The following is a 23,899-nucleotide window of genomic DNA, read 5'->3' as shown; positions in this document are numbered from 1 at the left end:
GGTGCTTGTGCGCCTCCTTCAATCCGCGGCAGCGCCGCGGTGCTTCAAATTGCGTAATTGTCTGAGCAGTGAGAATGGATCAAAGCCCCCTGCCGTGCCGCGCAGCGCGCGCCCCAGCAGCAGCATCGGCAGCAGATAGGCGATGGCGCCGGCAAACAGGGCCAGCACCAGCAGCACGATGGCGCTGCCCTGCAACCAGCGCGCCATCGCATACAAGGTCAGCAACAGTGCCGCAGCGCCCGCCAGGACAGGCTGCAGCGCCACCAGGAAGGTCGTCCAGGGCAAATCCATGGCCTTGCATGCCAGGTGCTGCGACCACGGCAACATCAGCAGGTAGGCGGCGGCAAACGACAAGCTCATCGCCAGCAAGCCATACTGGCTGAAGCAGGCGGCCAGGACCACGGCCAGGCTCAGCTGCAAGATACCGAGCAGCGGCGGCCAGCGGCTGTGTCCCAGGGCAAACAGCACATAGTTGTTCAGTTCCGCTACCGAAGAGAGGCAATACAGCAGTGCCAGCGCGGCGATGGTGCTACTGGCAGGCAACCATTTCTGGCCAAATACCGTTGCCACCAGCGGCTCGGCCAGGGCGGCCTGGAACAGCAGCATGGGCAGCATCAGGAACAGCATCATCACCAGCAATTGCAGGTAAGCATGGCGCAGCTGCTCGGGCTTGCCGCTGGCGGCGGCGAACACGGGCAGCGACACGCGCAGCAGCGACGCCGTGATGACCAGGTACACGGCCGACGTCAGGCGCTTGGCCAGGTTGTACAGTCCGGTCGCATACGGCCCCAAAAAGATACTCACCAGCAAGGAATCGCCATTGCTGTTGGCAAAGGACAAGATGCCGGAGACGCTGACCTGGCGCACATCATGCCAGTAGCGGCTGGGCCGCGCGCGCCACGCCAGGCTGGGCAGCCAGCCGCTTTGCAGCACCACCAGCAGCAGTGCCAGCCCGGCCGCCATCACTTGCTGCACCACCAGCGACATGGCGCCCCAGCCACGGTAGGCGAGTGCAATACCGAGCACGCCACCGAGCATGACGGACACGGTGGAGCGGATGGCCAGTTGCTTGAATTTCATCTGCCGCACGAGCCGCGCTTCGTAGGAACGCACCATGCCGAAGAACAGGATGGAAAGGCTCATGCCTTGCAGCACGGGCGCCAGCGATGGCGCGCTGAACAGCGCCGAGACGGGGCCGGCGCTCAGGAACATGCAGGCGCACAGCAACAGGCCGGCCGCCGTGCAGCGCCAGAACAGCGCCGAATAGGCGCCGTCATCGGGTTCTTTCGCGCGTATCACGGGCATGGCCAGTGCGTCGAGCACGACCAGGCGCGAGAACAGAATGAACAAATGAGCAATCGTCAACAAGCCGAATTCGGCAGGGTTGAGCAGCCGCGCCAGGATGGCGAAGATGATGAAGGACAAACCCTGCTGGGCCAGATTGTCGAGCACGGCCCAGAAGGAGCCGGACGCCATGCCAGGCGCCTTGACGTTGCCTTCGGCTTTGCTCTCGTTCATGCTGCTGCCCCGCTCACGGGCGTGCCTTGTAGCTGGCCACGGTCGCGCTGACGAAATCGCTGATGCGCGCGGCGATCGTGCCGATATCGAAGCGGTGCGAATGCTGCAGCGCATTTTGCGCCAGGCGCATGCGCGCAGGCTCGTCCGGTTCCAGCACGTCGCGTAGCAAGGTGATCAGTTCGTCGTGCTGGCCCGAGGCAAAGGTGTAGCCATTCTCGTTTTCGCGGATGCTCTCGGCGATGCCGCCGGAACGCGCGCAAATGACGGGCACGCCGTAGGCCAGCGCTTCGACCACGATGCGGCCAAACGGCTCCTTCCACTTCGACGGCACCACCAGCACGTCGAACAGCGGATACACGTCATCGGGCTTGACCCAACCCATGAACTCGACGTCGGCATCGCCGAATTTTTCACGCAGGCTGGCCACATACGCTTCGTCCTCGCCCGTGCCGCCGATCAGGAAGCGCACATTGCTGTTCGGTCCCATCAGGCGCGCCGCATCGGCCAGCACGTCGACACCCTTGTGCGGCGCCAGCACGCCCATGTAGCCAACGACCAGCTTGCCGTCGCGCGCCTTGGGCACCCGCCCCGCGATGGGGAACACGGGACCGGGAATGACTGCCGAGGTGGCGTGCTTGAAGTAGCCCAGTTCCAGATGTTGATCGACAACAAAACGCGTTTCGCCAAAGACCCCGTCCACCAGGTGCGACATCGGCTTCTTTCCCACTGACAACACCTTGCAACTGCCGCACTGGCCCGTGCAATTGGCGCCGTTCTTGAACAGGCCGCCACGCCAGCAAGCCAGAAAGTAACTCTGGATGACGTGTACCACGGGCACCTTGTGCATGCGCGCCAGCAACCAGGTTGCCACATTGATGTTTTCAATGCTGACCGTCATGACGACGTCGGGCCGGAAAGCCTTGACGTGCGGGCGCAAGCGCCAGTAGGCGCGCGGATTGAAATTTTCCAGCACATGCCACAACATCTTCAAGGCTGCCGGGCGTTTGGTAAAAAAGTAGTCCCAGTATACATTCGGCGAGCGCATGATATGCACTTCCACGCCCTTGTACTGTTCCACGCCGGCGGCGTCGCCGACAGTGACGACGCGCACCTCGTGCCCCTGGGCCAGCAAGCCGCTGGCGATCATGAACGAGCCTTCCGGCCCGCCCCCTTTGCCGCGGGGAGGAAAGGCGGCACACACAAGCAAAATTTTCAAGTCGGCGCCCGATCAGTAAAAAGAGAGAAAAAAGTGGACATCGCGTCAGCTGACGGTGGCCCTGTTCTTGACGCCCAGGCGCGTGAACATGCCTTCGATCCGTCCGGCGTACTTCTTGCCGAGGGTTTTCACGGCCAGCGCGCAATAGCGTTCCACCGTATAGAAGTACAGGGTCGCCAGCGCAATGATCAGCATGAAAGTCAGCGCGACGACGACGGGATGGGTAATCTCGTCCGGATACAGTTTCTTGACCCAGTACAGCACCGGCATGTGCAGCAGGTACAGTGAAAAACTCAGGCTTCCCATCAGCCGCAGCAAGGGATTGCCGAACAGCAGGCGCGCGCTGAGGGAGTCGAAGGAAAAGACGAAAACAAAGAAGGCCACCAGCATCGCCATCACCAGCGTGCTGAGGTTTTCATGGGGCATGCGCTCGCTGAGCTGGATGATGCCGCATTCGACGCCAAGGAAAAGCAGCAACAAGCTCACATGGATGATATTGATCAACTGCGGCTGGTGAAATTCAATGTGCATCTTCCGGCGCACCACGCCGGCCAGCACGCCAAAGGCAAAGTAGTGCAGATTGGCGCCCACAAACGTGCCCGGCAGGCTGCGGCGCAGCATGATCAGCAGCACGCAGGCGAAGACGAGAAAGACCAGTGGCAAGGCATTCTTGGTCGACACATAGTGGGCCGTCGCGCTCCACAGCAGCAGGAACAGGACATAGAACTGCACTTGCGGGTCTATCGTCCAGAAGACAGACTCGTTACCGATGAACAACAGATGACGCAGCAAATTGTGTGCGCCGATCTGATACACGAACTGCGGGTCGAAGCAAGTGAAGATGACGAAGGACGCAAGGATCGTGAACAGGTAGACGGGCGCGATGCGCGTAAGGCGCGCCAGGCTGTAGGCAGTCACATCCTCGGCACAGAATTTCTTGTCGATATACAGGTAGGACAAGAGAAAGCCGCTGAGCGAGAAGAAAAACATCACGCCCAGGTTATGGAAATGGTGCGACAGGCGCAAAAATCCTTCGCTACCCATGTGGGCGTAAATCACCATCAGCGCGGCAAAACCGGCCAGACCGGAGATTAAATCGATTTTCTTGTTCACTCAGATAGCTCACCGGTTATGAAGGAAAAACATAGCCGTCTCGGCTGCTCCTGCAATCGGTGCATCAACACACCGCCGCGCAGCATTATTATAATTAGATTAATCTTTATTGCCTGCATATTAGGACATGCAGCTTGAAATAATTACCTTTTGCACCACGGTTTTAATAAGGAAGCATCTTTGACGCCAGCTTATTTTCGCTTGCGCAGCAGTTCTTCATAGATTGCCACGTAGCGCGCGCCGATGTGATTCCAGCTGTACTGCTCGGAAAAATGCTGCAATTGCATGCGCCGCGCCGCGTACGCATCCTGGTCTTGCGCATGCGCGGCGGCAATTGCCGCCATCGTCTGCGCCACGTCGCCAGTGTGCAAGATACCGAGCTGCGCCTTTTCCAGCAGCTTGCGAAATGGCGGAATATCGCTGAGCACGGGCGTCAAGCCCGCGCTCATCGCTTCGATGGCGGCGATGCCAAAGCCTTCATGACGCGACAGGCAAATATAGTAGCTCGACTGCGACATCAGCTCGGCCAGTTGCGCATCGCTGGGATTGGCGACGATGCTGACGCGTTCGGCAATCCCCTTCTCGCGCGCCAGCGCTTCCAGGTCGGCGCGGCTGAGGTCATACTCGCGCCCGGCAATCACCAGGCGCCATTCAGGATGGCGCGCGGCCAGTCCGGCAAACAGGTCCAGCGTTTCCTTCAATCCCTTGTTCGACGACCAGCGCCCGAAGTACATGATGCACGGCAACTTCGTGGCGGAACCCTTGGCCTGGTACTTTTCCACATTGACGCCGTTTTCAATCACCGTCAGGCGCGGCGCCTTGATGATCTTGCCGAACAGATTGCCGTCATTGTCGCTGGTGCCGACCACCCGCGCATAGGCGTGCGAGGTGGCGCGCGTGACGGTATGGAAGAAGATCGTCTTCAGGCGCGAAGCAAAGCTGGTATGAAAGAAGCCGCCATGGGTGGAGGCAAGCAGCGGACGTCGGTGCAGCCACTTGGTGGCGGCCAGGAAATCATAGGCAAAATCGACGCCATGCACGTGCACCACATCATAGTCGCCCAGCAGCCGCACCACGCTGGGCGAGAACGGATAGCGCGTGGAGCCCGAGTAGGGAATACGGATCACGCGCACGCCATTGACCACCTCTTCTGCCGGCAGGATGTCGGCCGGGTTCACGAATACGCGGTTCAGCGTGATGATGGTGGGAATATGGCCGTGGCAACGGGCTTGGTAATGGGCAATATTTTGTACGACATCTTCCATGCCACCGATCGATGGATAGTACTGGCGAACAACATGTGCAACTTTAATCGGCATAATGGGCTTTCCCGGCAACAAATTGGCCGGAGCGCAGCGGAGAGGCCAGCCATTTCTTGTCGCGCACGGCGCAACAGCCGAGCAAGAACCAGAGGACGCCGGCCGACTTCAGCGCGAACAGGGAGGTACCGCTGATGCACAGGATCAGCGACATATAGATAACGATGTAGGTACGGAAGCGCTCGCCGTGTTCGTCGCGCATCTTGATCATCCACAGGCCGATCCACAGCACCACGCAGCCAAACAGGCCAAAGCGCGTCAGGATGATGGAATAGCCCATGTCGCCGAAGTTGATGTTGTAGCCGGCCAGTCCGAAAATTTCCGCCGTGCCGAAACGCACCATGGTAATGCCGCTCGAATACAAGCGACCAGGAATATTGTCGCTGTAGCGCCCATCGTAATACAGGCCGAACAGGATCAGGATGACGGCGCACACGAAAGGCAGCAGCATCACCAGTCGATTGCCGCGTCCCGAAAAAAGCAGGCGCATCAGCACCATCACGCCCACAGTCACCAGGCCATAGCGCGAATCGGCCAGGGTGATCATGATGGCGGCGGCGGCGAGAAAAAAGGCCATCGAACGCCATTGCTCGCGGCCCTTGGACAAGCCCCATGCGGCCACGATCACGGAAAAGTTGCCGAGCGAGACAGGTTCGAGAAATACGGACGAAACGCGATGGTTGCCCAGCAGGAAAGGCAGGATGGTGCGGCCGATGCCGGCCGGGCGGATACCGTTCAGCGCCAGGGTACTGCCTTCAGCCCAGTTGGTACTGGTGGTTATATTACCTTGCGCCAGGTAATACGAATACACATTGAACAGCTTGGAATACACATCGACCAGCAGCAACTCGAAAAAGCCCACCGCCAGCACGATATAGATAATGATTTTCAACAGACGGTCGGCGTATTTCTCGTCACCGAAATTGCGCCCAAGAAAATAGAAGAGCACCAGGATGATAATGTCGCGGAAACCCTTGGGATCGAGCGAACTGCGCAGCAAGGCCAGCAGCAGCAAATACGAGGCGATCAGGGTCAGGATGGCCACGAAAGACAATTCGATGCGGCGCAACAGCAGCACGGCACAAGTGACGTAGATGCACAGCTCGGAAAACGCCACCAGCGCCGTCGATGCCTTGAAGAAATGCGTGTGCACAAAGCACAGCACGGCCTGGTAAACCGTGGCGGCGATCAGGATGGCCAGCAACAAATGGCGCTTGTTGCTCTCCTCGCCAGCGTCGGGCAGGCTGGCGTGAGCGGGGCGGGCGTAGAGTGTCATGCTTGTTTCATCATCGGTTAATAAGACAGATTGGTCAGGCTGCACGCCGTGGTATTGCTAGTCATCGAACTTGCCGGCGAGTTTTTCCGTCGGCGCCTTGCCGATATGGGTAAACAGGGCATTGACGAACTGATCCTGCAACGCATATGCCGCCGTCTTGTCGGCCTGGATGCTCGAGACGCGGAACAGCAAGCCATCGGGCACCTTGCCGCCCAGGCCATAGAACAGCTGGAGCAGCTTGCGCCCCACGCCGGGCAAGGTGGCGCGATCGCCAACGGTAACCCAGTAGGTAATCGGCTCATTGCGGCTGCCACTGACTGCCACCAAGCGGCGCACGGGAATGTTGCGCTCGGCCGCCTTCAACGTGCCAACGTCGTTGCTGGTGATGGCAAAGCCTTGCGCCGTATAGCAAATTTCGGGGCGGTGTGCCTGCGTCGCTTCGCCGCGCTGGTCATCGCCATAAGCGACCGACAGCAAGATGCGTTCGCCAGCGGCGTTCACATAGGTGCGCGCCAGCGTTTGCGTGTAAATCTTCGCCAGCGCAGCCTCGGCTTCCGGGTTGACCACGGCGGCTGCCGCATCGCGCTCTTCATGCCACTCGCCAAACTCGGCCGGCACCAGTGCCGTCAGATCCAGCATGGGCTTGCCTTCGGACATTTTGACCGTGGGCGTCACTATCTTCGTCAGCACCGAGGTCGATACCATCAGCACGCCCAGCAGCAGGCCCGCGAACAGCGTCTTGCGCTGCCTACCTTGCAGTGTATCAAGCATGTTTTTTCTCCCGCCGCTGCACATACGACTGCAACAGCCAATCAACGCCCAGGATCAGCAACAGGGCGGATATGAACAGCACCATGCCCGCAAAACCATGCAGGAAGCCCTGCCCTGCCGCGTCGCCGAAATAATACGTAATCAGGGTCAAGGTCATCACGCGGATCACATTGGCCGTAAAGGAAATCGGCACGATCAGTACAGCCAGCACGCCGTTGCGCAGGGCCGACGTATGGCGCACCAGATTGAGGTAGAACAAACCCAGGGCTTCGAGCGTAAACAGCGTGTGCAAACCGGCGCAGGCATCTGCTACCATCAACTGATATTGGCCCATCTGCAAAATCACGCCGCTGCGGGCGATCGGATAACCAAGGAAAAACAGCACATGTTCAGTGACATACGACACAGCCGTCTTCATCGGCATCGTCAACATCGCCACCAGGATGCCGGGCAAGGGAATCATGAACAGCATGAAGAACAGGGGGAACCACATGATGCGCAAGGCCAGGGTGCCGCGCTTGATCAACAGCACTGCCGCCAGCAGGACGATGTAGGAGCCGATTTCAAAGATGGAAAACTGTTGCGAGCGGCCCAGCACATACATGACCAGGCCCACCACGGCGACGATCCAGCCGGCCTTGGAGGTAGGCTGGCCTTCGGTTCTTGCCATCATTTCCGGCCACTTGCGGTACAGCAGCCAGGTCGACAGCACGAGGATGATCGGGCCATGCGCCTGCTCCTCGCTCATCCACAAGCCAGTGATCAAGTCATAAAAGGACGGGACGTACAGGGCCAGCAAACCGACCACGACCGGTCCCCATTCGGGAATGGCGGCCTTCCACCACGGTATCACGGCGTCGCGCGAGCTTAAGGAAGAGGTTTGCATCACTACCCCATGAATGACTGTCGTATCAAAAGCGCCTGCCTTACCGAATGGTACAGCACCGCATCGTTGGCATCGGTTAAACCTCGGCCTATCGTATTTGCAAGATAGCTCCCCCAGAAACCTTTAAAGGATAAGAAACTATTTTAACAAAACATTAAGATTATAACGGAGCCGCGACGCTGGTCAAGCTGAAATACTGCATTTGGGCAGGCTATTTTTTCGTCCACGCGCAAATATTGGCAAAATAGACAAATCCCTGTGCAATCAATCACTTGCCATACGGAAAAATGATTCTCTTGGTTAACTTTAACCTGCCGCAGTTGCCACGACGGAAACGGACTGACACAAACGGCAACACACGCACTTCAGCAGCAAGCTACACGATGAAACGGGGCGCATGACCGCGCCAACTGACGCGGCCATGCGTGTGCAACAAGCGATGTGGCACGCTACGCCACCGTCTATTTTTGCCACTCGACCTGCAGCAGGGACAGGGAATTGCGCGTCACGCCCACGACCGGCTGCACACTGAAGATATAATTCTTGCCCCACCACGCGCCCGCTGACCAGTACGTCCAACCGGCCCATGGCGCATTACGCATCGACGTCAGCGCCGCCTGCAAGGTGGGCCGGCACTCTAGCGTGTCGGCAACGCCAAATTCGCCCATGAATACCCTTTGCTTGTTGGCCACGGCCCAGACCCTGACCTTTTCGAGGATATCAGTCAGCTTCGCCGGTGAGATGCAATCGGCCTTGGTTCCCGAGTAATTCGAGTCGACATACTGGTGCACCTCGATCAGGGTGCGTCCCAGCGGGTCTTTCACGCTAGCAAAAGTCGTGGCGTTGGACACGCCGTCGCGCGGCGTGGCCCAGTCATGCGCGCCACTATAGGTACCGCCAGCAATGACGACCAAGTGTTTCGCGTCATTTTCACGCAATTTTGCCAGCGTGGCCTTGGACGTTTCGCCCCATTGCCTCAGGCTCGTCAGCACCGGCTCGTTCATGAGTCCAAGCGCGACCGTATCAACATCAGGGAAGGCTGTACTCATGCGTACCCAGAAATCGGCGAAGTCCTCGGTCGTGGCGCCAGGCCTGCCCAATGGAATATTGTTGTAGGCACCATAGTTATGCGCATCGAGCAGCACACACACGCCGTGCGATTTCGCCGTCTCCACCACCCTGGCAATAAATCTGAGCTGTGTCGGGTCGAGCGGGCCGCCCACGACCGGCTGCAAGCGTTCCCAGCGGAACGGCAGGCGCAGCATGTTCGCGCCCAGATTGGCAAAGTAGCTGATATCGCTCGCGCTCGGATACATGAAATCCTTGAATACGGTACCGGGAATCTTGCCACCATTGAATTCTGCTCCGGCCAGATTGACGCCGCGCAAGGGCGCCTTGTCCAGGCAAGTGGCGCCGACAGGCACGGCAACGGCCATCGCTGCGGCCAGCAACACGCCCAGCGCGCCCCGGCGCAAACGTCCTGCGCCCGCCATGGCGCTGCCGGCATCTGCCCCCCCGTGATCGCCGCTCAATTGTCGGACTGTGTCGAACAGAAATTTCATGTTGGCATCCCTCCATTGTGGAAATACATCGTTTGCCACTATACATTTCCCATCCTTGCTGGCGCAATACAAACCAGGCCTGGCTTGATATTGAGCATGGCTGGCCTTGTCAATACGTGCATCGTGTTGCCACCGGCAAGCATTCCCCCTATCCGACCGCAAGCGGCCATCTTTGCCGAGCAACGGCCCGCTCAACGAGCGATAGTTGAATCATAAGCGCTAATTGCTACGACGCCAGGACAAGCCGCTCTATTTCATCATGGAAAAATTCGTGTGCCGCTTGCTCACATCATGAAAATGGCCGCACAGGGCGGCCAGGCAAGCTCGGGCAGAGGAAGCGTGCATATCATGCCTGCTCAGGCACGATATGCGCAGGGGCAGCAACAATGTGGGGTTAAAACTCTTGCATAACGGTACCGACAATTTCAACACCGTTACGCTCCAACTGTTCGGCGAAGGTTGCCAGATCGGCCAGTCCAGTGGCATTCTTGCGCGCCACCAGCAAGGCGCCGCCCGCACGCGCAGCAACGGCCAGCGCGTCCGAGCCGCTGGAGAATGGCGCGACGTCGTACAACACCACGTCATAGCGCGAGGCGACTTGCTCGTTGAGCGTGGCAAATGAAGTGCGGCTAAGCAATTCCTGCGGATTCGGCGGCAAGGTGCCCGCGCTCATGACCGACAAGGCAACAAACGAATCGATCTTGGCGATCGCGTCCAGGTCGCCGCGGCCAGCCAGCAGGTCCGACAGGCCCTGGCGACCTTTCAGGCCGAAGAATTCCTGCTGTTGCGGCGCGCGCAAGTTCGCATCGACCAGCAAGGTTTGCTCGCCGAGCTGAGAAAAGACCACGGCCAGGTTGGCGGCAAAGATGGCTGCGCCATCGTCCGCATTGATACTCACCACCACCAGCGCCTTGTGGCCGCGTGCGAACCAGCGCAGCATCAGCTGGCTGCGGATGGCGCGCAAGGTTTCGACTTGCTGGCCAAATGGCTCGTACGCGGCAAGCAGCTTGTCCGAAAAGTTGCCGGTGCCGCGCGGCAGGTAGGGATAATTGAACTGGCGTGCGAGTACCTGCTCGATATCGGCTTCGGTGATCAGGCCCAGGCGCTGCGCCGCTTCACCAAAACGGATGCCCAGTTCCTTCTGCATGCGCAGCACGCGTTCGGCATTTTCCGGCGTGATCTTGCCCGACTCCAGCAGCAAGCCGCCGATGCTGGAATCGCCAACGTGCGCCGTGTGGGCGCCAGGTGCTGGTACATGCCCAGCCAGTGCAGGATGATTCATTGTGTTTCCTATCGAATTAATTCAAACGCAAGCGGCTCGACAACACCGACTTCAGGGACTTGAAGCGGCGGCGCTTCGGCGCTTGCCAGGCGATCACGCCCAGCACCGGAATTTGCAGCGCATCGAACAGATCGCGTTCGGAGCGCACGCGGCGGTCCAGCATTTCCAGCAGAATACTCAAGCCCAGGCCCAGCAAGCCGCCAAAGAAGAAGGCAAGCACGGTGTTGAGGATGACTTTCGGCCCCGCCGGCGCGACCGGCGGCACGGCAGGATTGAGGATCGATATATCGGACTGTTCGGCCTGGCCTTCGATGCTGGTCTGCGAAAAACGCTGCGACGTGGCGTCGTAGGCGCGCTGGGCGCTTTCGACATCCTTCATCAGCACGCCCATTTCATCGCGCGTGCGGTTCAGTTCCAGCACCTTGGTTTTTTGCGCCGCCATGGCGCCACGGATGGCACCTTCGCGCTGCTGCAAAATCTGCGCATTGTTGCTCACGCTGCCTGCAGTGACACGAATAGCCGTTGCCAGGTCGCTGCGCAATTTATCGAGTTCCGCCTTGGCGCTGATGTATTGCGGGTGGTTCTGCGACAGGCGCTGTGAAATCTCGGCAAACTTCGATTCGGCCGTGCCGAGGGCAATCTTCAAATTCTGGATCATCGGATTTTGCGCCACATCGGGCGATTCCAGCGACGATGCACCTTGCGCCATGCGCTGGCGCGAGGTCGCTTCCATCGACTGCGACTGCGCCATCACCAGTTGCTGCGACAAATCGTTCAGGCGGTTCGATTCCACGTCGACGCGGTTATCCAGGCTGACGATGCCATTTTCCTGCTGGTACTTGGACAAACGGCTTTGCGTGGCTTCCAGTACATCGCGCATCTGGCGCGTCTGGTCATTGAAATAGGCCGAGGCTTTTTTCAAAGGCTCAACTTTCAGCTGGATGCTGACGCGCTGGTACTCTTCGGCAAAGGCATTCGCGATGGCGGCCACGAAACTCGGGTCCGAACCGCTGAAACTGATTTCTACAACGCTACTTTCACGCGAAGGGACGACCTCGAGTTTTTTCAGCAACAGATCGGCCAGCCAGTCACGCACCGCGCCCTCGCCGCCCGTGGCAGCGTTGAACTGGGCGATGACGGCAGGATTTTGCGCCAACTTCAGCGAATCGACGACATGCAGGGCAACGTTCTTGCTGCTGATGATATCGATTTGCGTCGCCATGTAGCCGGCCATCAGTTGACCCGGCATTGCCAGGCCCGTGACGGTATCGACGCCCTTGTAATTAAGCAACACGGATGCCGTACCCTTGTACGTCTTGGGCAGGAGCAGGCTGATCGCCAGCGTTGTCGCCACCACAATCACCAGGGTGATCCAGATGACGCGCTGGCGAGCGCGCAATATCAGTAAAAACTGGGAGAAATTCATAGAAACCGTCTCATATCATTGCAAAACAATCGGTGCAAAATAAGCAGCAAGGCTGCTGCCATCATCAGAGCCTATCCCAGCAGAAGACGCTCACTGCTGGAATCGGCTCTTAAAACCAGCTTTCCTTCACATACACCACGTCGTCGCTGAGCAGCAGGTCATCGTGATTGGCATCGAGGATCTGCAACTTGCCATCCGGCCCCCGGCGCTTGATGCGAATGTTGCGCTCGGTGCCGCGCTGGGTCAGGCCACCACCGGCCGACAGCGCCTGCAGCACCGTCATCGAGCGCTCCAGGCGCATGGGGCCTGGACGTTGCACTTCACCATAAATATAGATGCGTGGCGCGCGTTCTACAAATACAACATCGTTGGCGGCCAGGTCAAAATCGCGGTTCAGGTCGGAAGTACGCACCATTTCCACGACATCGACGACATCGGTAGTGGTCTTGCCATCGCGTTTGCGGATCAGGCTGACCGTATCGCCGCCCTCGGGACCGATGCCACCGGCCAGCGCCAGCAAGTCAAGCAGGCTGCGGCGGCCATCGACCGGATAACGGCCCGGTCGGTTCACCTGGCCCAGCACCGACACTTGCTGACTTTGCAACAAGGTAACGATGATATTGACTTGCGGCTTTTTCACAAAACCGCCCGTTTCGAGCTTGTTGGCAATCTTCTTTTCCGCCTCGGCGACGGCCATTTTCATGACGTTGACCTGGCCGATCAGGGGGAACGTGATGTCGCCCGCTTCGCTGACGCGCGTTTCCACGCCCAGATCCGGGTTGCCGTAGACGGAAATCTTCAGCACGTCGCCCGCGCCGAGCACGACTTCTCCGGCATTGGCACTGCCCAGCGTGAAGGCCAGCAGTGAAGTCATTATCAAAAGTATCAGTCGTTTCATCATCAGCTCGATCTCGTCGGTCATTACGGTTAGTTATGCAAAATATCAATGGTGCCAGACATGCTTATTTCAGGCCAGCAACGCCCCGTGCGGTAGCCGCAGCACTGGCGCTTGCCGAGGCGGCAGACGCCGCACCCGACGCCGCAGTGGCAGCAGAAGCGGCAGGCTGGTTCAGATACTCGATCTTGGCCGCTGCGCGCAGGCGCTCCATTTCTTTCTTGGCGGCATCCTTGGTCCTGGTATTGACCAGGTACTGCTCGATCTGCGGCGCGGCGGCGGCCAGCTTGACCGGCACATCCTTGATGTCGACGATCGTCATCAGCATCGCGCGTTCACCTTCATTGATGATGAACAGCTGGCCTTTTGGCATGGCTTGCAACTTGGTCACCAGCTCCGGCGCCAGGTCCGTCGTCGTGCGCGACACCTGGGCACGCGCAAAACCGATCTTGTTGCTCTCCATCCAGGCCGCTACCTCATCGAGCGACTTGCTCTTGTCGATCACTTGCTTGAGCGCATCGTTCATATCCTTGCTGGCGATCAGCAACTGGCGCATGTCGAACTGCTTGCGATTGCTGAACAACTCAGGGTGCTTGTTGAAGTAATCTTCCACTTCGGCCTTGCTCGGAGGCGCCATGCCGCTCAATTTCTTTTGCATGTAGGCCTGGCTGATGATCAGCGCCTTGGCCCGCTCGACGGCTTGCATGACCTTCGGATCGCGGTCGATCTTTTCTTTCAACGCAACATTCTCGACCACTTGGCGGTCGATCAGCGCTTCGAGCAATTGTTTGCTGGCCGCTTCCTGCTGCGCCGCCGGCACGCCGGCGCGCTGCAATTCCTCGTTCAGCTGCAGCGCCGTGATTTCTTCGCCATTCACGCTGGCGAGCGCCTGGCCCACCTTCTTCTGCTTATCGCCACCACAGGCGGCCAGGCCGGCCACTGTCAACAGGATAACGCCAGCGGTCAGGATGCGTTGTTGTACATTCATTCGTTTCATTTTCATCGGACTCGCCATCTCAGAGGGTTCAACATGTTTTCAAGCGCTGCCACGCTTTTCGGGCAGGCGGATCAAAACGATGCATGCACTACATTGTTTCAGCACGTTATCTTACAGGCCCTGCAATCACTTTAGCATGCAACAGGTACAAATTATGCAACAGAATTATAGAAATCACAAATGATGCAACTAATTTTCTTTGGTCAACATAAAAGCCAGACGCCGGGCAAGCTGGGAGTTGTCACCACGCCACATTGCTTGGCTGTGCGGCAATCTTCTTGATAGTCTCTCACGCCATCAATGGGCATTTTCCCGTTTCAGCACCACTTGCACCGTGCGCACCACAATCCACAGGTCCAGCCACAGCGACCAGTTACGCAGATAGTCCAGGTCGAAATGCACGCGCGCTTCCATCTTGTCGAGGGTTTCCGTCTCGCCCCGCAAGCCATTGACCTGCGCCCAGCCGGTAATGCCCGGCTTGGCCTTGTGGCGCAACATATAGCCCTTGATCAACTTGCGATACTGCTCATTGTGCGCAACTGCGTGCGGTCGCGGGCCAACAATACTCATGCGCCCTTGCAACACATTGATAAACTGCGGCAACTCATCGAGCGAACTGCGGCGCAGGAAAGCGCCGATGCGCGTCAGGCGCTGGTCATCCTTGGTGGCCTGCACCACCTTGGCACCGTCTTCCGACACCGTCATCGAACGGAATTTATAGACGATAATTTCTTCGCCATACAGGCCGTAGCGACGCTGCTTGAAAATGACGGGACCGGGCGAAGTCAGCTTCACGGCGATGGCAATCATCAGCATCAGCGGCAGCAGGCACAACTGGATCAGGCAGGCGAGCACCAGGTCGCTCATGCGCTTGATCGTGCTGTTCCAGCCTGTAAATGGCGATTCGCAGATGGCGATGACGGGCATGCCGCACACATTGTCAAAACGCGCCTGCATCAGGTCAAATACATAAATATCCGGCAGGAAATACACCGAGGTGGTGGTGTCCTGCAATTCATCGAGCAACTTGCGGATGCGCGGCTGCGCCGAGATGGGCTGGCTGATGAAAATCATCTTGGTCTGCTTGCTGCGCACGTAGGCGGCAATCTCATCCATTCGGCCCAGCATCGGGTGATGCATGCCCTCTGGCCAGCGCTCCTCTTCCCGGTCGTCAAAGTAGCCGTCCACCTGCATGAACAGGTTCGGGTGCTTGCTGATGGCGTCGGCAAAGCGCACGCTGACATTGTTGGCGCCGATGATGGCGACAGAGCGCACTTCGTCGCCGTTGCCCTGGATGGAATGCGCGCGGCGCACCGCCAGTTGCAGGAAGATCAGCAGCAACGGCGTGATGACAAACCAGGCATACACGGCCTTGACATGATAATGCTGCGCCAGGCCGCTGACCACGCCGAGCATGACCAGGATCAGCGCCGTGACGGCCCAGCCGACGATCACGTCGCGCGCATAGGCCCACATGCGCCCGGCACGCCAGGCGCGATACGGGTCGATATGCTGATAGATGGTCGATGAAATGAAAAACGCCAGTATCATCAATATCAGCGCATAACCGTCGAAGGAAGAACCGAGTACGATCGAGCACACATACAGCGTGACCATGATGACCAAGGGGTCGAGCACACGCTGAAAAAAGGAAATCAGAGGTATATCGTTAATCGTCATTTTACTTTTCAGAATTGAACATTGGCGGAGAACGAAACCCCTTGGGATCGGTAACTATTGCTGCCCACGAGAGGATTGCCGCTGCGCCTGCTGCGAAATACATCCGCTTCCAGCGTGATGTTGCGCAGTGGTGTGTAAGTCAGCCCCAGCGAACTGCTGGTGCTCGCATCGGACAGGCCATTCAAGGCCGTGAAGCCATTGATGGTGCTGAAATCACGCTTCTCGTGCTGCAGCTGGGCATTGACACCCACCTTGGCCGTAGCGCTCCAGAAGGCCGCAACGCTGGCGCCCTTGTTCAGGCTGCTACCGACGATGCCGCCTTCAACCACCTGGAATTCGCGCCACAGTGCCGCATTGAATCGCAATTTTCCCGTCGCCACCCAATCGGCAATCAGGCGGCCGTTGGTGCCGCTGCTGCTGCCCGAACCCGACAGCGGATGCGTACGCCGCACCCAGCCGCCGAGGAACGACAGCTTGGTCGGTCCGCTGACGAGCCACAGCACATTGGCCTTGATTTCATCCTGCGTGTAATCATTATCGGAAAAACCCGTCCCTGCGCCGCCTTTGAATTGATAGTCCGACTTCAAGCGGCGCAGCTGTACGCCCACCTTGCTGCCGCTGGCGGCGAGATAGTCGAGACCGAGTTCGGTCGCGTCTTCCGAGCGGTTGTTGATCTTTTGCGTGAGCAATTCATAGTCCGCATCGAAGCGCGAGACACCTGCGCGCACCTGCCAACTGGGATGGAACAGCCAAGTCACATCCGCATAATGGCGGCGCTGCGTGCGCAAATTGCGCTCCTTGGAATTGGTATCGGCAAATGGCGTCAGCGTTTCAAGGTAGCTGGTACCCAGATGGCCCTGTACGTGGTTGCCCAACTGCCAGGCCCAATCGACCAGCGCGTCCTTGCCGTTGTAATCGAGTTCCGTGTTGCGGTTGAAGGTCACGCGGCTCAGCTTGGCGTAGCCCGTGAACAACTGCCGGCCGATGGGACGTTCGAACAGGAAGCCGCCTTGCACCGTCCGGCTGGTATCGCTCAGATCCGGCGTTTGCCCCGGAAACTCGCTCAGGCGCAGCAAGTTGTCGTCATAGGCAATCGACGTCCGGAGGAACGGATGGATGGTGTCGCTGATTTCGGCATGGACGGCCGTGCTGAAGGCAGCGCCGATCAGCAGCGACAGCGCGCCCAGGCGCGACGTGCGAAAAACAGCTGGTGCGGCATCACGCGCGGCGCACTTTTTTTCAGTCAAGCTCAACATTTTTTTCATCTTTGTGATTACTGCATTAACTGCATTAATTAATGGCGCCGATGACGCGACTACCAATAAGCCCATTGCCCAGTCATGAGTACCCAGACACCCAGCAAGCCATTCGTCACGCCATGCGCGATGATGGCCGACCACAGGGTGCGAAAACGCACGTAGAGCCACCCATATGCCAAGCCGGCAAGAATGCCCGCAAACCACAAATTATGTTCAAAGCCAAACAGTATCGCCGTAATAAGAATATAGCGAAATCTCAGCAGTGACGGTTCAACGGCCAGAAAATTCGGCGATTGTAACCAACGCAATAGAAAGGAGCGCCAGAACAACTCTTCCATCACGGGCACCACCAACGCGGCACCGGCGATGCGCGCCACCACCAGCGGCCAGTCGTAGCCATTACCGGAGCGCGGATCGAAACCGGCCGACTCGCCGATGACCATCCAGGACGCGCCCAGGTTGAGCCACAGCACCAGCACGACGATGCCCGTCAGCACGGCCCAGACAATGGCACGCCATCCCATGACCGCCGGACCGGGCCAGGCCAGCTCCGTATAGTGCCGGCGATATAGCCATAGCAGAGCCAGAACGACGCCAATTTTCACCACATACAAATAGCGTAGTTGCTCCTGAGCATAGCCCGCCCATATTAACACATCAGCAATAAGAATAAAAAATAGATAAGTAAAAAAAGGCAGCACGCGTGGCAGCGCGAGTCGGTCAAACATGAAGGCGCTCCCCCGTTTCCGGTCTGGTGATGGCTGGCAAATACAGATTGCTTGCGGCTGGCGCCGCTACAGTAACAACACGGGGAATAGTATCAGCAATATTGTCTTTGATGCATCAACAAGACGCAATGCCGCTCCGGGGTCTGTAACGGAGAGTATGTTGCCGCCCGACACGCTACACGCGTCGGGCGGCAACACCCGCTTCAGCCAGAGTTTATCACTACAGTATCAATTTTGATATTAATTGCCGCAGGCGGCAATCAATGAAAGGCAACTCAGCCTTTGGCGCGCGCTTCGATCGCTTCCCACTTTTCCAGCGCTGCCAGCAACTCTTTCTCGATTTCCGCCACGCGCGCATTGAGGCGTTTGCCTTCGGCCGGCGTTTTCTTGTAGAAATCGGGATGCGACAATTGCCCTGCCAGTACGGCTTGCTCATCTTCCAGCGCTGCCATGATGTTCGGCAGTTCGTCGAGTTCGCGCTGTTCCTTGTAGCTGAGCTTTTTCTGCTTCGCCGCCGGTGTGGCAGCCTCGACCTTCACGGCCGGCTTGCTGGCTGGCGCCGTGGCGATCGGCAAGGTGCGCACGCGCTCCCAGTCCGTGTAGCCGCCGACGAACTCGCGCCACTTGCCCTCGCCTTCGGCGACGATCACCTGCGTGACAACGTTGTCGAGGAAGGTACGGTCATGGCTGACGAGGAAGACGGTGCCGGTGTATTCTTCCAGCAACTCTTCCAGCAATTCCAGGGTATCGATATCCAAGTCATTGGTCGGCTCATCGAGCACCAGCACGTTGGCCGGCTTGGCGAACAGGCGCGCCAGCAGCAAACGGTTGCGCTCGCCACCGGACAGCGATTTGACGGGCGAACGGGCGCGTTCCGGCGCGAACAGGAAATCGTTCAGATACGTCATCACGTGGCGGCGCTGGCCATTGATCTCGACCCAGTCGCTACCCGGCGCGATGGTTTCCATCAGGTTCGCTTCCTCGTTCAGCTGCGTGCGCATCTGGTCGAAATACGCCACTTGCAGCTTGGTGCCCAGGCGGATGGTGCCCGTGTCGGACTCTTCCTGGCCCAGGATCATCTTCAGCAAAGTGGTCTTGCCGGCGCCGTTGGCACCGATCAGGCCGACCTTATCGCCGCGCAAGATGGTGGCGCTGAAATCCTTGACGATGACCTTGTCGCCATAGATCTTCGAGACGTTTTCCAGGTCCGCCACGATCTTGCCCGAGCGTTCGCCGGCCGACACGTCCAGTTTGACTTGTCCCTGCTGGTCGCGGCGCGCATTGCGCGTCAGGCGCAGCGCTTCCAGGCGGCGCACGCGGCCTTCGTCGCGCACGCGGCGCGCCTTGACGCCCTTGCGTATCCACACTTCTTCCTGCGCCAGGAACTTGTCGAACTTGGCGTTTTCCACGTCTTCGATTTCCAGCTGCTCGGCCTTGCGTACCTGGTACGCCGTGAAGTTGCCCGGGTACGACAGCAAGCGGCCACGGTCGAGTTCGATGATGCGCGTGGCTACATTGTCGAGGAAGGAGCGGTCATGGGTAATGAACAGCACGCTGCCCTTGAAATCGCGCAACAGGCCTTCCAGCCACAGGATGGAGCTGAAATCCAGATGGTTGGTGGGCTCATCGAGCAGCAGCACGTCGGGCGCGGAGACCAGCGCGCGCGCCAGTGCGACGCGCTTTTGCATCCCGCCCGACAGGGTTTTCATCAGCATGTCGCCCGTCAGGTTCAGACGGTCGAGCACGGTTTCCACCTTGTTCGGCAAGCTCCACGCATCGGCCGCATCGAGTTTGACCTGGATGTCGTGCATGCGTTCCATCAATTCGTCGTCATTGCCCTGGCCAAACTGGCCCGTCAACTCGTCGTATTCCTTCAGCCAGGCTTGCGATTCGCCCATGCCGGAAGCGACCGCGTCGAACACGGACATGTCCGGGTCGAATTGCGGTTCTTGCTCCACATACGCGATCTTGATGCCTTGCTGCATGACCAGCAAGCCGTCATCGAGCTTGAACTTGCCCGAAATGACCTTCAACAAAGAGGATTTACCCGTGCCGTTGCGGCCGATCAAGCCCACCCGTTCCGAGTTTTCCAGTGAAAATTCCGCGTGATCGAGCAGCGCGACGTGACCGAACGCAAGTTGCGCCGATGAAAGAGAAATGACAGCCATAATGAGTAAGAGTGCTCGGGCGCCGTTTCCTGCACACCGCGTGGTGCGCAAAACAGCTGCCGATTAGATGAATGAAGCACGCATTGTACCGATACTCGCGCAAGCATAGGCATATCTTGCAAACTGTCGGCTATAATTGCGCTCGATTCGCGACACATGGGACGTCTTGCACGCCCCCCTGCCGCCGGATCCGGCATGGCCACTTGCCACGCCTGAGCGTCCTCCCCGTAGCACAATGGATAGTGCACATGCCTCCTAAGCGTGGGATACTGGTTCGATTCCAGTCGGGGGGACCAGTCGTATTTTCGACTCCCCCACACAAATCGTCACTTATCATTTAAAAACAGTCGCTTAGGCTTATTTTTGGTTCATCGCTTTTACCGGGGAAGGCATCCTTGATTTTGAGGAAAAAATATGCAGAGTCCCGGAATCCGTAGGCCATCCGTTTGATGACTTTGATGCGCTTGTTGACGCCTTCAAGAATGGACGAATTCATCGGATAGATGGCGGAGACGATGATGCCCCGGACGTATTTGCGTAAGCGCTTGGTGAATTTGATCACGGGGGCGATCTCGCTCTCGAGGGCGAGGCGCATCCAGCGTTTCCATCGACGCGCGCCCTCGCGAACGGATGGCGCGAACCAGATTTCTTTGAGTTCGGTTTTGAGCAAATAGACCGTTGCCAGAGGGGCGTTGGCCGCGAGCAGTTCGTCAAGTTTGATAGCACGGTCGCCCTCAAGGTTGTCGCGATTGCGCAGCAGAAGCCAACGGCTACGCTTGATGACCTGGCGCGCTTTGGCATCGTCGCGCAGCGCGTTTGCCTGGTCTACACGCACCCGGTCAACGATCTCACGGCCAAAGCGCGCAACGACATGGAAAAGATCGTAGACGACTTCGGCGTTGGGACATTGCGCACGCACTTCGAGATCCATCGCCGTGTTCATATCCATCGCCACAGCCTCGATTCGGGCGCAGCCTTCTGCGCCCAACGCCTCGAAAAACGGCCGAATGGCCGCCCGACTATTGCCTTCACCAACCCAGAGCACACGCATGCGCTGAGCATCGAGAACGACTGTCGCATAACGATGGCCTTTGTGCAAAGCGAATTCATCCATGACGAGGCGCCGCACGTCGCCAGCGGCGAACTGGCCGTGCAGGTGTGCCAAGCGCTGTAGGTCAATGGCCTTGATGGTGTGCCAGTGCAGGCCTGTCAGCTGGGACACGTGCTTGATGGGGATAAGCTGTGCCAGCGCCTCCACCCAGACCCGGACGCGGTGAGTCATCCGCGAGCGCCGGTCCAGCCAGGAGATATGCTCTGTCACCCGGGCATTGCAATGATGGCAGTCCAGGCGCCGGATTGCTACCTTCACCCAAACCCGTCGATCCAAAATATCCCGATCCCGGATGCGCCGCCAGCGCCGCTCATGAACTAGAGCACAAGGCTGCCGGCAGCTACCGCAAAGCGCGTCGGCAGTGGGGCAGGCGTTGAGAACGATCAGCAGCGACTCGTCGTCCTGTTCGACGACGGAAACGACAATATGCCCTTCCCAAAATGGAAGAGAAGACATAGCATTGAGCATGGCGGCGAGAGTGGTAAGGTAATTGGTTTGTTTGGCGACAATCAATTAATCAATTCAAAACCCTTGCCGCCACCCCCTCCCAGCAAAAAACGTCAAGCCGGTCGTTCCCCATTAACCGCGATGAACCAAAAAAAAGGGGACGGGATGGCGCGCAGGCTGCCATGCTTGGCACTCGCGAATCCAAAACCTTCTCGACAAAAGGCGAGGCCATCAGTTGGTCAGCCGAACGCGAGACGGAGATACTGTAGCGCCATTACGGGCGATACGGTGCTCTATAGCGATGACCATCATTGAGCAAGTGGGGCGCGCTGGCCATCCGCTCGGCCGCATATCCGGCATTCCACGCACTGTCGGATGAATCAGGCGCCCACCGCCCGCCCGGCAACCATGCCATGCGGGTGACGCGCAAGCAGTTGCAATGTGCTCCCTGTCGGCAAATAAACACCACGCCTATCTGGGGTCTCAGTTCGCCGTCTTCGCCAGCACGGCACTGGATGGACAGGCAACGCGCTTGCGCGGCAACATTAACAGGGAGACGACCTTGTTGCGCTTTGCCAACTCCCAAAAAATGAGCGGGACGATGATTGCCGTCGTGATGGAAATACCCGCCACCAGGAAGCCGTTATTCAGCCAACGCAGCAACAACGTATCGAGCTTGAGCATGATCCATGCATGAAAAATGAGGATGAACAGGCTGCCACGCCCCAGATATGACAATACCCTGGATACTACGGCGGAGCGGTTCAGCAGGCTGCATACAGACAGCATGACATAAATCCCGCACAAGGCTTGCAGCGTCGAAACAAACAACGAATCGTAACGACGCTGGTTGAAATCTATCGTGAAACCGAAATAATAGTGTAGCGCCAGCATGGCCGAAAATGCCAGGCCCAGTACCAGCCAGTTCAAGTGAAATGCCTTGACGTTGCTCGACAGAAAATGGCCCAGCAAGAAAAAAACACCCGTCAACAACAGAATATCGGCACTAAATGGCAAGCCGCAATCGAACAGCGCTGGGCCGAACTCGACTATACGCAAACAGACCGGATTTTCCATGCCACTATCAAAACCCTGCATGACCAGATAGCCGGCTACGGACATAAACAGCAGCAAGACAATACGCCGCGGCCAAGTACTAGTCAGCGGGCGACCATAGGTGAGAAAAATAGCGGTGCTGACATACAGCAGCCATAGATGTGGCAGGAACCAGGTCGGCGTCCAGGTCAGGGTAAATCCCGTGCCGTACAATAGCCCCAGGAAGATCGTATCCATGGTGCCCAAGCCCAACAGTACTTGTAGCAGGCCGATCACGATCACCACTACGGCGCAGGGCTTCAGCCAAGCATCCGCGCGTAACCAGGCAATCTCCTTCACGCTGCGCATGCCGATGGCAAAGGTCGTGCCTGAGATGAAGAAGAAAAAGGGGAGCCGGAATGTTTTGAGGAAATCGCCAGCTTCGCTATAGCTGGCTGAAAAAATCGCATTGTGACCAATGACAATGAGCAATATGCCCAGGCCTTTTCCAACATCGATCATCGCCAAACGCACCTTTACAGGCAAAGGCGCAGTGCTTGCCGCAGATGCAGGAACAACTGGCGTCTTTTTCATTGATTCGTCTCAGAAATACATCGATGAAGCTTGATGGCAATGCGTCCGGGCAGGTAAATCAGGCACTCCAATGACTGGCAAGCGAGATAAAGATGACTATATACCAAATATAATTATCAATAATAACACGAATTACATCCCTTTCACACAAGAAAATATCACTCACATTGCACAACTTCGCATATCGTCGATAGCACGTTAACGGCCACTATGGCCGCAATGGCAGCGATGGCAGCACCGCCGTCACCTCGATCTCCACTTTGGCGCGATCCTCGATCAGGCCGGCCACCTGCACCGCCGTCATGGCAGGAAAATGCTTGCCGATCAGCTCACGGTAGGCGACGCCGATTTGCGGATACGCCGCCACGTACTCCTTCTTGTCGAGCACGTACCAGTTCATGCGCACGATATGTTCGGGCAAGGCGCCCGCCTCGGCCAGCACGGCGACGATATTTTGCAGCGCCTGGCGCACCTGTCCCGCGAAATCGTCCGTGTGAAACTGCCCCTGCGCATCCCAGCCTATCATGCCGCTGACATACACCGTGCGCCCGCTGGCGGCCACGCCGTTCGCATAGCCGCGCGGCCTGGCCCATCCTGCTGGTTGCAGCACTTGCAT

General features: G+C 58.2%; 19 protein-coding genes and 1 tRNA gene. 1 reads left to right on the top strand and 19 read right to left on the bottom strand.

Annotated elements, in window-relative coordinates; translation table 11 throughout:
- Positions 1 to 18: 18 nt before the first annotated feature.
- From C8C92_RS08520 to C8C92_RS08445, 16 genes are all read right to left on the bottom strand, one after another.
- Positions 19 to 1,518, bottom strand: coding sequence for a lipopolysaccharide biosynthesis protein (locus C8C92_RS08520; RefSeq protein WP_099760219.1), 1,500 nt, complete (start codon positions 1,516 to 1,518; stop codon positions 19 to 21).
- 13 nt (positions 1,519 to 1,531) lie between these two features.
- Positions 1,532 to 2,734: a glycosyltransferase gene (locus C8C92_RS08515; protein ID WP_071078893.1), complete on the bottom strand. Its 1,203-nt coding sequence runs from the start codon at positions 2,732 to 2,734 to the stop codon at positions 1,532 to 1,534.
- Positions 2,735 to 2,779: 45 nt separating this feature from the next.
- A complete protein-coding gene (locus C8C92_RS08510) occupies positions 2,780 to 3,847 on the bottom strand; it encodes an acyltransferase (RefSeq protein WP_116743538.1) in 1,068 nt (355 codons plus the stop codon).
- Positions 3,848 to 4,038: 191 nt separating this feature from the next.
- Positions 4,039 to 5,166 carry a glycosyltransferase family 4 protein gene (locus C8C92_RS08505; protein ID WP_116743537.1) on the bottom strand — a complete coding sequence of 376 codons (1,128 nt, stop codon included), beginning with the start codon at positions 5,164 to 5,166 and terminating at the stop codon, positions 4,039 to 4,041.
- On the bottom strand, positions 5,156 to 6,442 hold the full coding sequence (locus tag C8C92_RS08500; RefSeq protein WP_099760223.1) for a polysaccharide polymerase: 1,287 nt from the start codon (positions 6,440 to 6,442) through the stop codon (positions 5,156 to 5,158). Before C8C92_RS08500 ends, C8C92_RS08505 begins: the two co-directional genes overlap by 11 nt.
- 57 nt (positions 6,443 to 6,499) lie before the next feature.
- Complete coding sequence (gene epsI / locus C8C92_RS08495; protein ID WP_099760224.1) at positions 6,500 to 7,213, bottom strand: exosortase-associated protein EpsI, B-type; 714 nt, start codon at positions 7,211 to 7,213, stop codon at positions 6,500 to 6,502.
- Positions 7,206 to 8,099: an exosortase B gene (gene xrtB, locus C8C92_RS08490; RefSeq protein WP_099760225.1), complete on the bottom strand. Its 894-nt coding sequence runs from the start codon at positions 8,097 to 8,099 to the stop codon at positions 7,206 to 7,208. The genes epsI and xrtB overlap by 8 nt, the downstream gene beginning before the upstream one ends.
- 461 nt (positions 8,100 to 8,560) lie before the next feature.
- A complete protein-coding gene (locus C8C92_RS08485; RefSeq protein WP_099760226.1) occupies positions 8,561 to 9,661 on the bottom strand; it encodes a glycoside hydrolase family 5 protein in 1,101 nt (366 codons plus the stop codon).
- 394 nt (positions 9,662 to 10,055) lie between these two features.
- Positions 10,056 to 10,943 carry a chain length determinant protein tyrosine kinase EpsG gene (gene epsG / locus C8C92_RS08480; RefSeq protein WP_099760227.1) on the bottom strand — a complete coding sequence of 296 codons (888 nt, stop codon included), beginning with the start codon at positions 10,941 to 10,943 and terminating at the stop codon, positions 10,056 to 10,058.
- 16 nt (positions 10,944 to 10,959) lie between these two features.
- Positions 10,960 to 12,369, bottom strand: a complete 1,410-nt coding sequence (gene epsF / locus C8C92_RS08475; RefSeq protein WP_099760228.1) for a chain length determinant protein EpsF — start codon at positions 12,367 to 12,369, stop codon at positions 10,960 to 10,962.
- Between the two features lie 109 nt (positions 12,370 to 12,478).
- On the bottom strand, positions 12,479 to 13,243 hold the full coding sequence (gene epsE, locus C8C92_RS08470; RefSeq protein WP_243420149.1) for a polysaccharide export protein EpsE: 765 nt from the start codon (positions 13,241 to 13,243) through the stop codon (positions 12,479 to 12,481).
- 88 nt (positions 13,244 to 13,331) lie between these two features.
- Positions 13,332 to 14,252, bottom strand: a complete 921-nt coding sequence (locus C8C92_RS08465) for an EpsD family peptidyl-prolyl cis-trans isomerase (protein ID WP_243420148.1) — start codon at positions 14,250 to 14,252, stop codon at positions 13,332 to 13,334.
- Between the two features lie 306 nt (positions 14,253 to 14,558).
- Positions 14,559 to 15,941, bottom strand: a complete 1,383-nt coding sequence (locus C8C92_RS08460) for an undecaprenyl-phosphate glucose phosphotransferase (RefSeq protein WP_116743536.1) — start codon at positions 15,939 to 15,941, stop codon at positions 14,559 to 14,561.
- Between the two features lie 8 nt (positions 15,942 to 15,949).
- Positions 15,950 to 17,197, bottom strand: a complete 1,248-nt coding sequence (epsL, locus tag C8C92_RS08455; RefSeq protein ID WP_099760230.1) for an XrtB/PEP-CTERM-associated polysaccharide biosynthesis outer membrane protein EpsL — start codon at positions 17,195 to 17,197, stop codon at positions 15,950 to 15,952.
- A 59-nt stretch (positions 17,198 to 17,256) separates the two neighbouring features.
- A complete protein-coding gene (locus tag C8C92_RS08450; RefSeq protein ID WP_116743535.1) occupies positions 17,257 to 17,928 on the bottom strand; it encodes a CAAX prenyl protease-related protein in 672 nt (223 codons plus the stop codon).
- Positions 17,929 to 18,203: 275 nt separating this feature from the next.
- Entirely contained in the window at positions 18,204 to 20,096 is a 1,893-nt protein-coding gene (locus C8C92_RS08445) for an ATP-binding cassette domain-containing protein (RefSeq protein WP_099760232.1), read from the bottom strand.
- A 221-nt stretch (positions 20,097 to 20,317) separates the two neighbouring features.
- Between C8C92_RS08445 and C8C92_RS08440 the strand changes: the two genes are divergently transcribed.
- Positions 20,318 to 20,392, top strand: a tRNA-Arg gene (locus tag C8C92_RS08440).
- Positions 20,393 to 20,433: 41 nt separating this feature from the next.
- Here C8C92_RS08440 and C8C92_RS08435 read toward each other — a convergent pair.
- From C8C92_RS08435 to C8C92_RS08425, 3 genes are all read right to left on the bottom strand, one after another.
- Positions 20,434 to 21,720, bottom strand: coding sequence for an ISL3 family transposase (locus tag C8C92_RS08435; protein ID WP_347708462.1), 1,287 nt, complete (start codon positions 21,718 to 21,720; stop codon positions 20,434 to 20,436).
- 417 nt (positions 21,721 to 22,137) lie between these two features.
- Entirely contained in the window at positions 22,138 to 23,283 is a 1,146-nt protein-coding gene (locus C8C92_RS08430; protein WP_099760233.1) for an acyltransferase family protein, read from the bottom strand.
- 208 nt (positions 23,284 to 23,491) lie between these two features.
- Positions 23,492 to 23,899, bottom strand: a complete 408-nt coding sequence (locus tag C8C92_RS08425; RefSeq protein ID WP_116745884.1) for a RidA family protein — start codon at positions 23,897 to 23,899, stop codon at positions 23,492 to 23,494.

Origin of the sequence: Janthinobacterium sp. 78 (assembly GCF_003096775.1) — a bacterium.
Classification (GTDB): Bacteria; Pseudomonadota; Gammaproteobacteria; order Burkholderiales; family Burkholderiaceae_D; genus Janthinobacterium; species Janthinobacterium tructae.
Note: the sequence above shows the minus strand (reverse complement) of the source record. Positions and strands in the feature narration are given on the sequence as shown.

Bases quoted from the DNA above. Each gene is read 5' to 3' on its own strand.
- C8C92_RS08520 (WP_099760219.1), bottom strand. From the start codon at position 1,518: ATGAACGAGAGCAAAGCCGAAGGCAACGTCAAGGCGCCTGGCATGGCG.
- C8C92_RS08505 (WP_116743537.1), bottom strand. From the start codon at position 5,166: ATGCCGATTAAAGTTGCACATGTTGTTCGCCAGTACTATCCATCGATC.
- C8C92_RS08500 (WP_099760223.1), bottom strand. From the start codon at position 6,442: ATGACACTCTACGCCCGCCCCGCTCACGCCAGCCTGCCCGACGCTGGC.
- epsI (WP_099760224.1), bottom strand. From the start codon at position 7,213: ATGCTTGATACACTGCAAGGTAGGCAGCGCAAGACGCTGTTCGCGGGC.
- xrtB (WP_099760225.1), bottom strand. From the start codon at position 8,099: ATGCAAACCTCTTCCTTAAGCTCGCGCGACGCCGTGATACCGTGGTGG.
- C8C92_RS08485 (WP_099760226.1), bottom strand. From the start codon at position 9,661: ATGAAATTTCTGTTCGACACAGTCCGACAATTGAGCGGCGATCACGGG.
- epsG (WP_099760227.1), bottom strand. From the start codon at position 10,943: ATGAATCATCCTGCACTGGCTGGGCATGTACCAGCACCTGGCGCCCAC.
- epsF (WP_099760228.1), bottom strand. From the start codon at position 12,369: ATGAATTTCTCCCAGTTTTTACTGATATTGCGCGCTCGCCAGCGCGTC.
- epsE (WP_243420149.1), bottom strand. From the start codon at position 13,243: ATGACTTCACTGCTGGCCTTCACGCTGGGCAGTGCCAATGCCGGAGAA.
- C8C92_RS08465 (WP_243420148.1), bottom strand. From the start codon at position 14,252: ATGAATGTACAACAACGCATCCTGACCGCTGGCGTTATCCTGTTGACA.
- C8C92_RS08460 (WP_116743536.1), bottom strand. From the start codon at position 15,941: ATGACGATTAACGATATACCTCTGATTTCCTTTTTTCAGCGTGTGCTC.
- epsL (WP_099760230.1), bottom strand. From the start codon at position 17,197: ATGTTGAGCTTGACTGAAAAAAAGTGCGCCGCGCGTGATGCCGCACCA.
- C8C92_RS08450 (WP_116743535.1), bottom strand. From the start codon at position 17,928: ATGTTTGACCGACTCGCGCTGCCACGCGTGCTGCCTTTTTTTACTTAT.
- C8C92_RS08445 (WP_099760232.1), bottom strand. From the start codon at position 20,096: ATGGCTGTCATTTCTCTTTCATCGGCGCAACTTGCGTTCGGTCACGTC.
- C8C92_RS08430 (WP_099760233.1), bottom strand. From the start codon at position 23,283: ATGAAAAAGACGCCAGTTGTTCCTGCATCTGCGGCAAGCACTGCGCCT.
- C8C92_RS08425 (WP_116745884.1), bottom strand. From the start codon at position 23,899: ATGCAAGTGCTGCAACCAGCAGGATGGGCCAGGCCGCGCGGCTATGCG.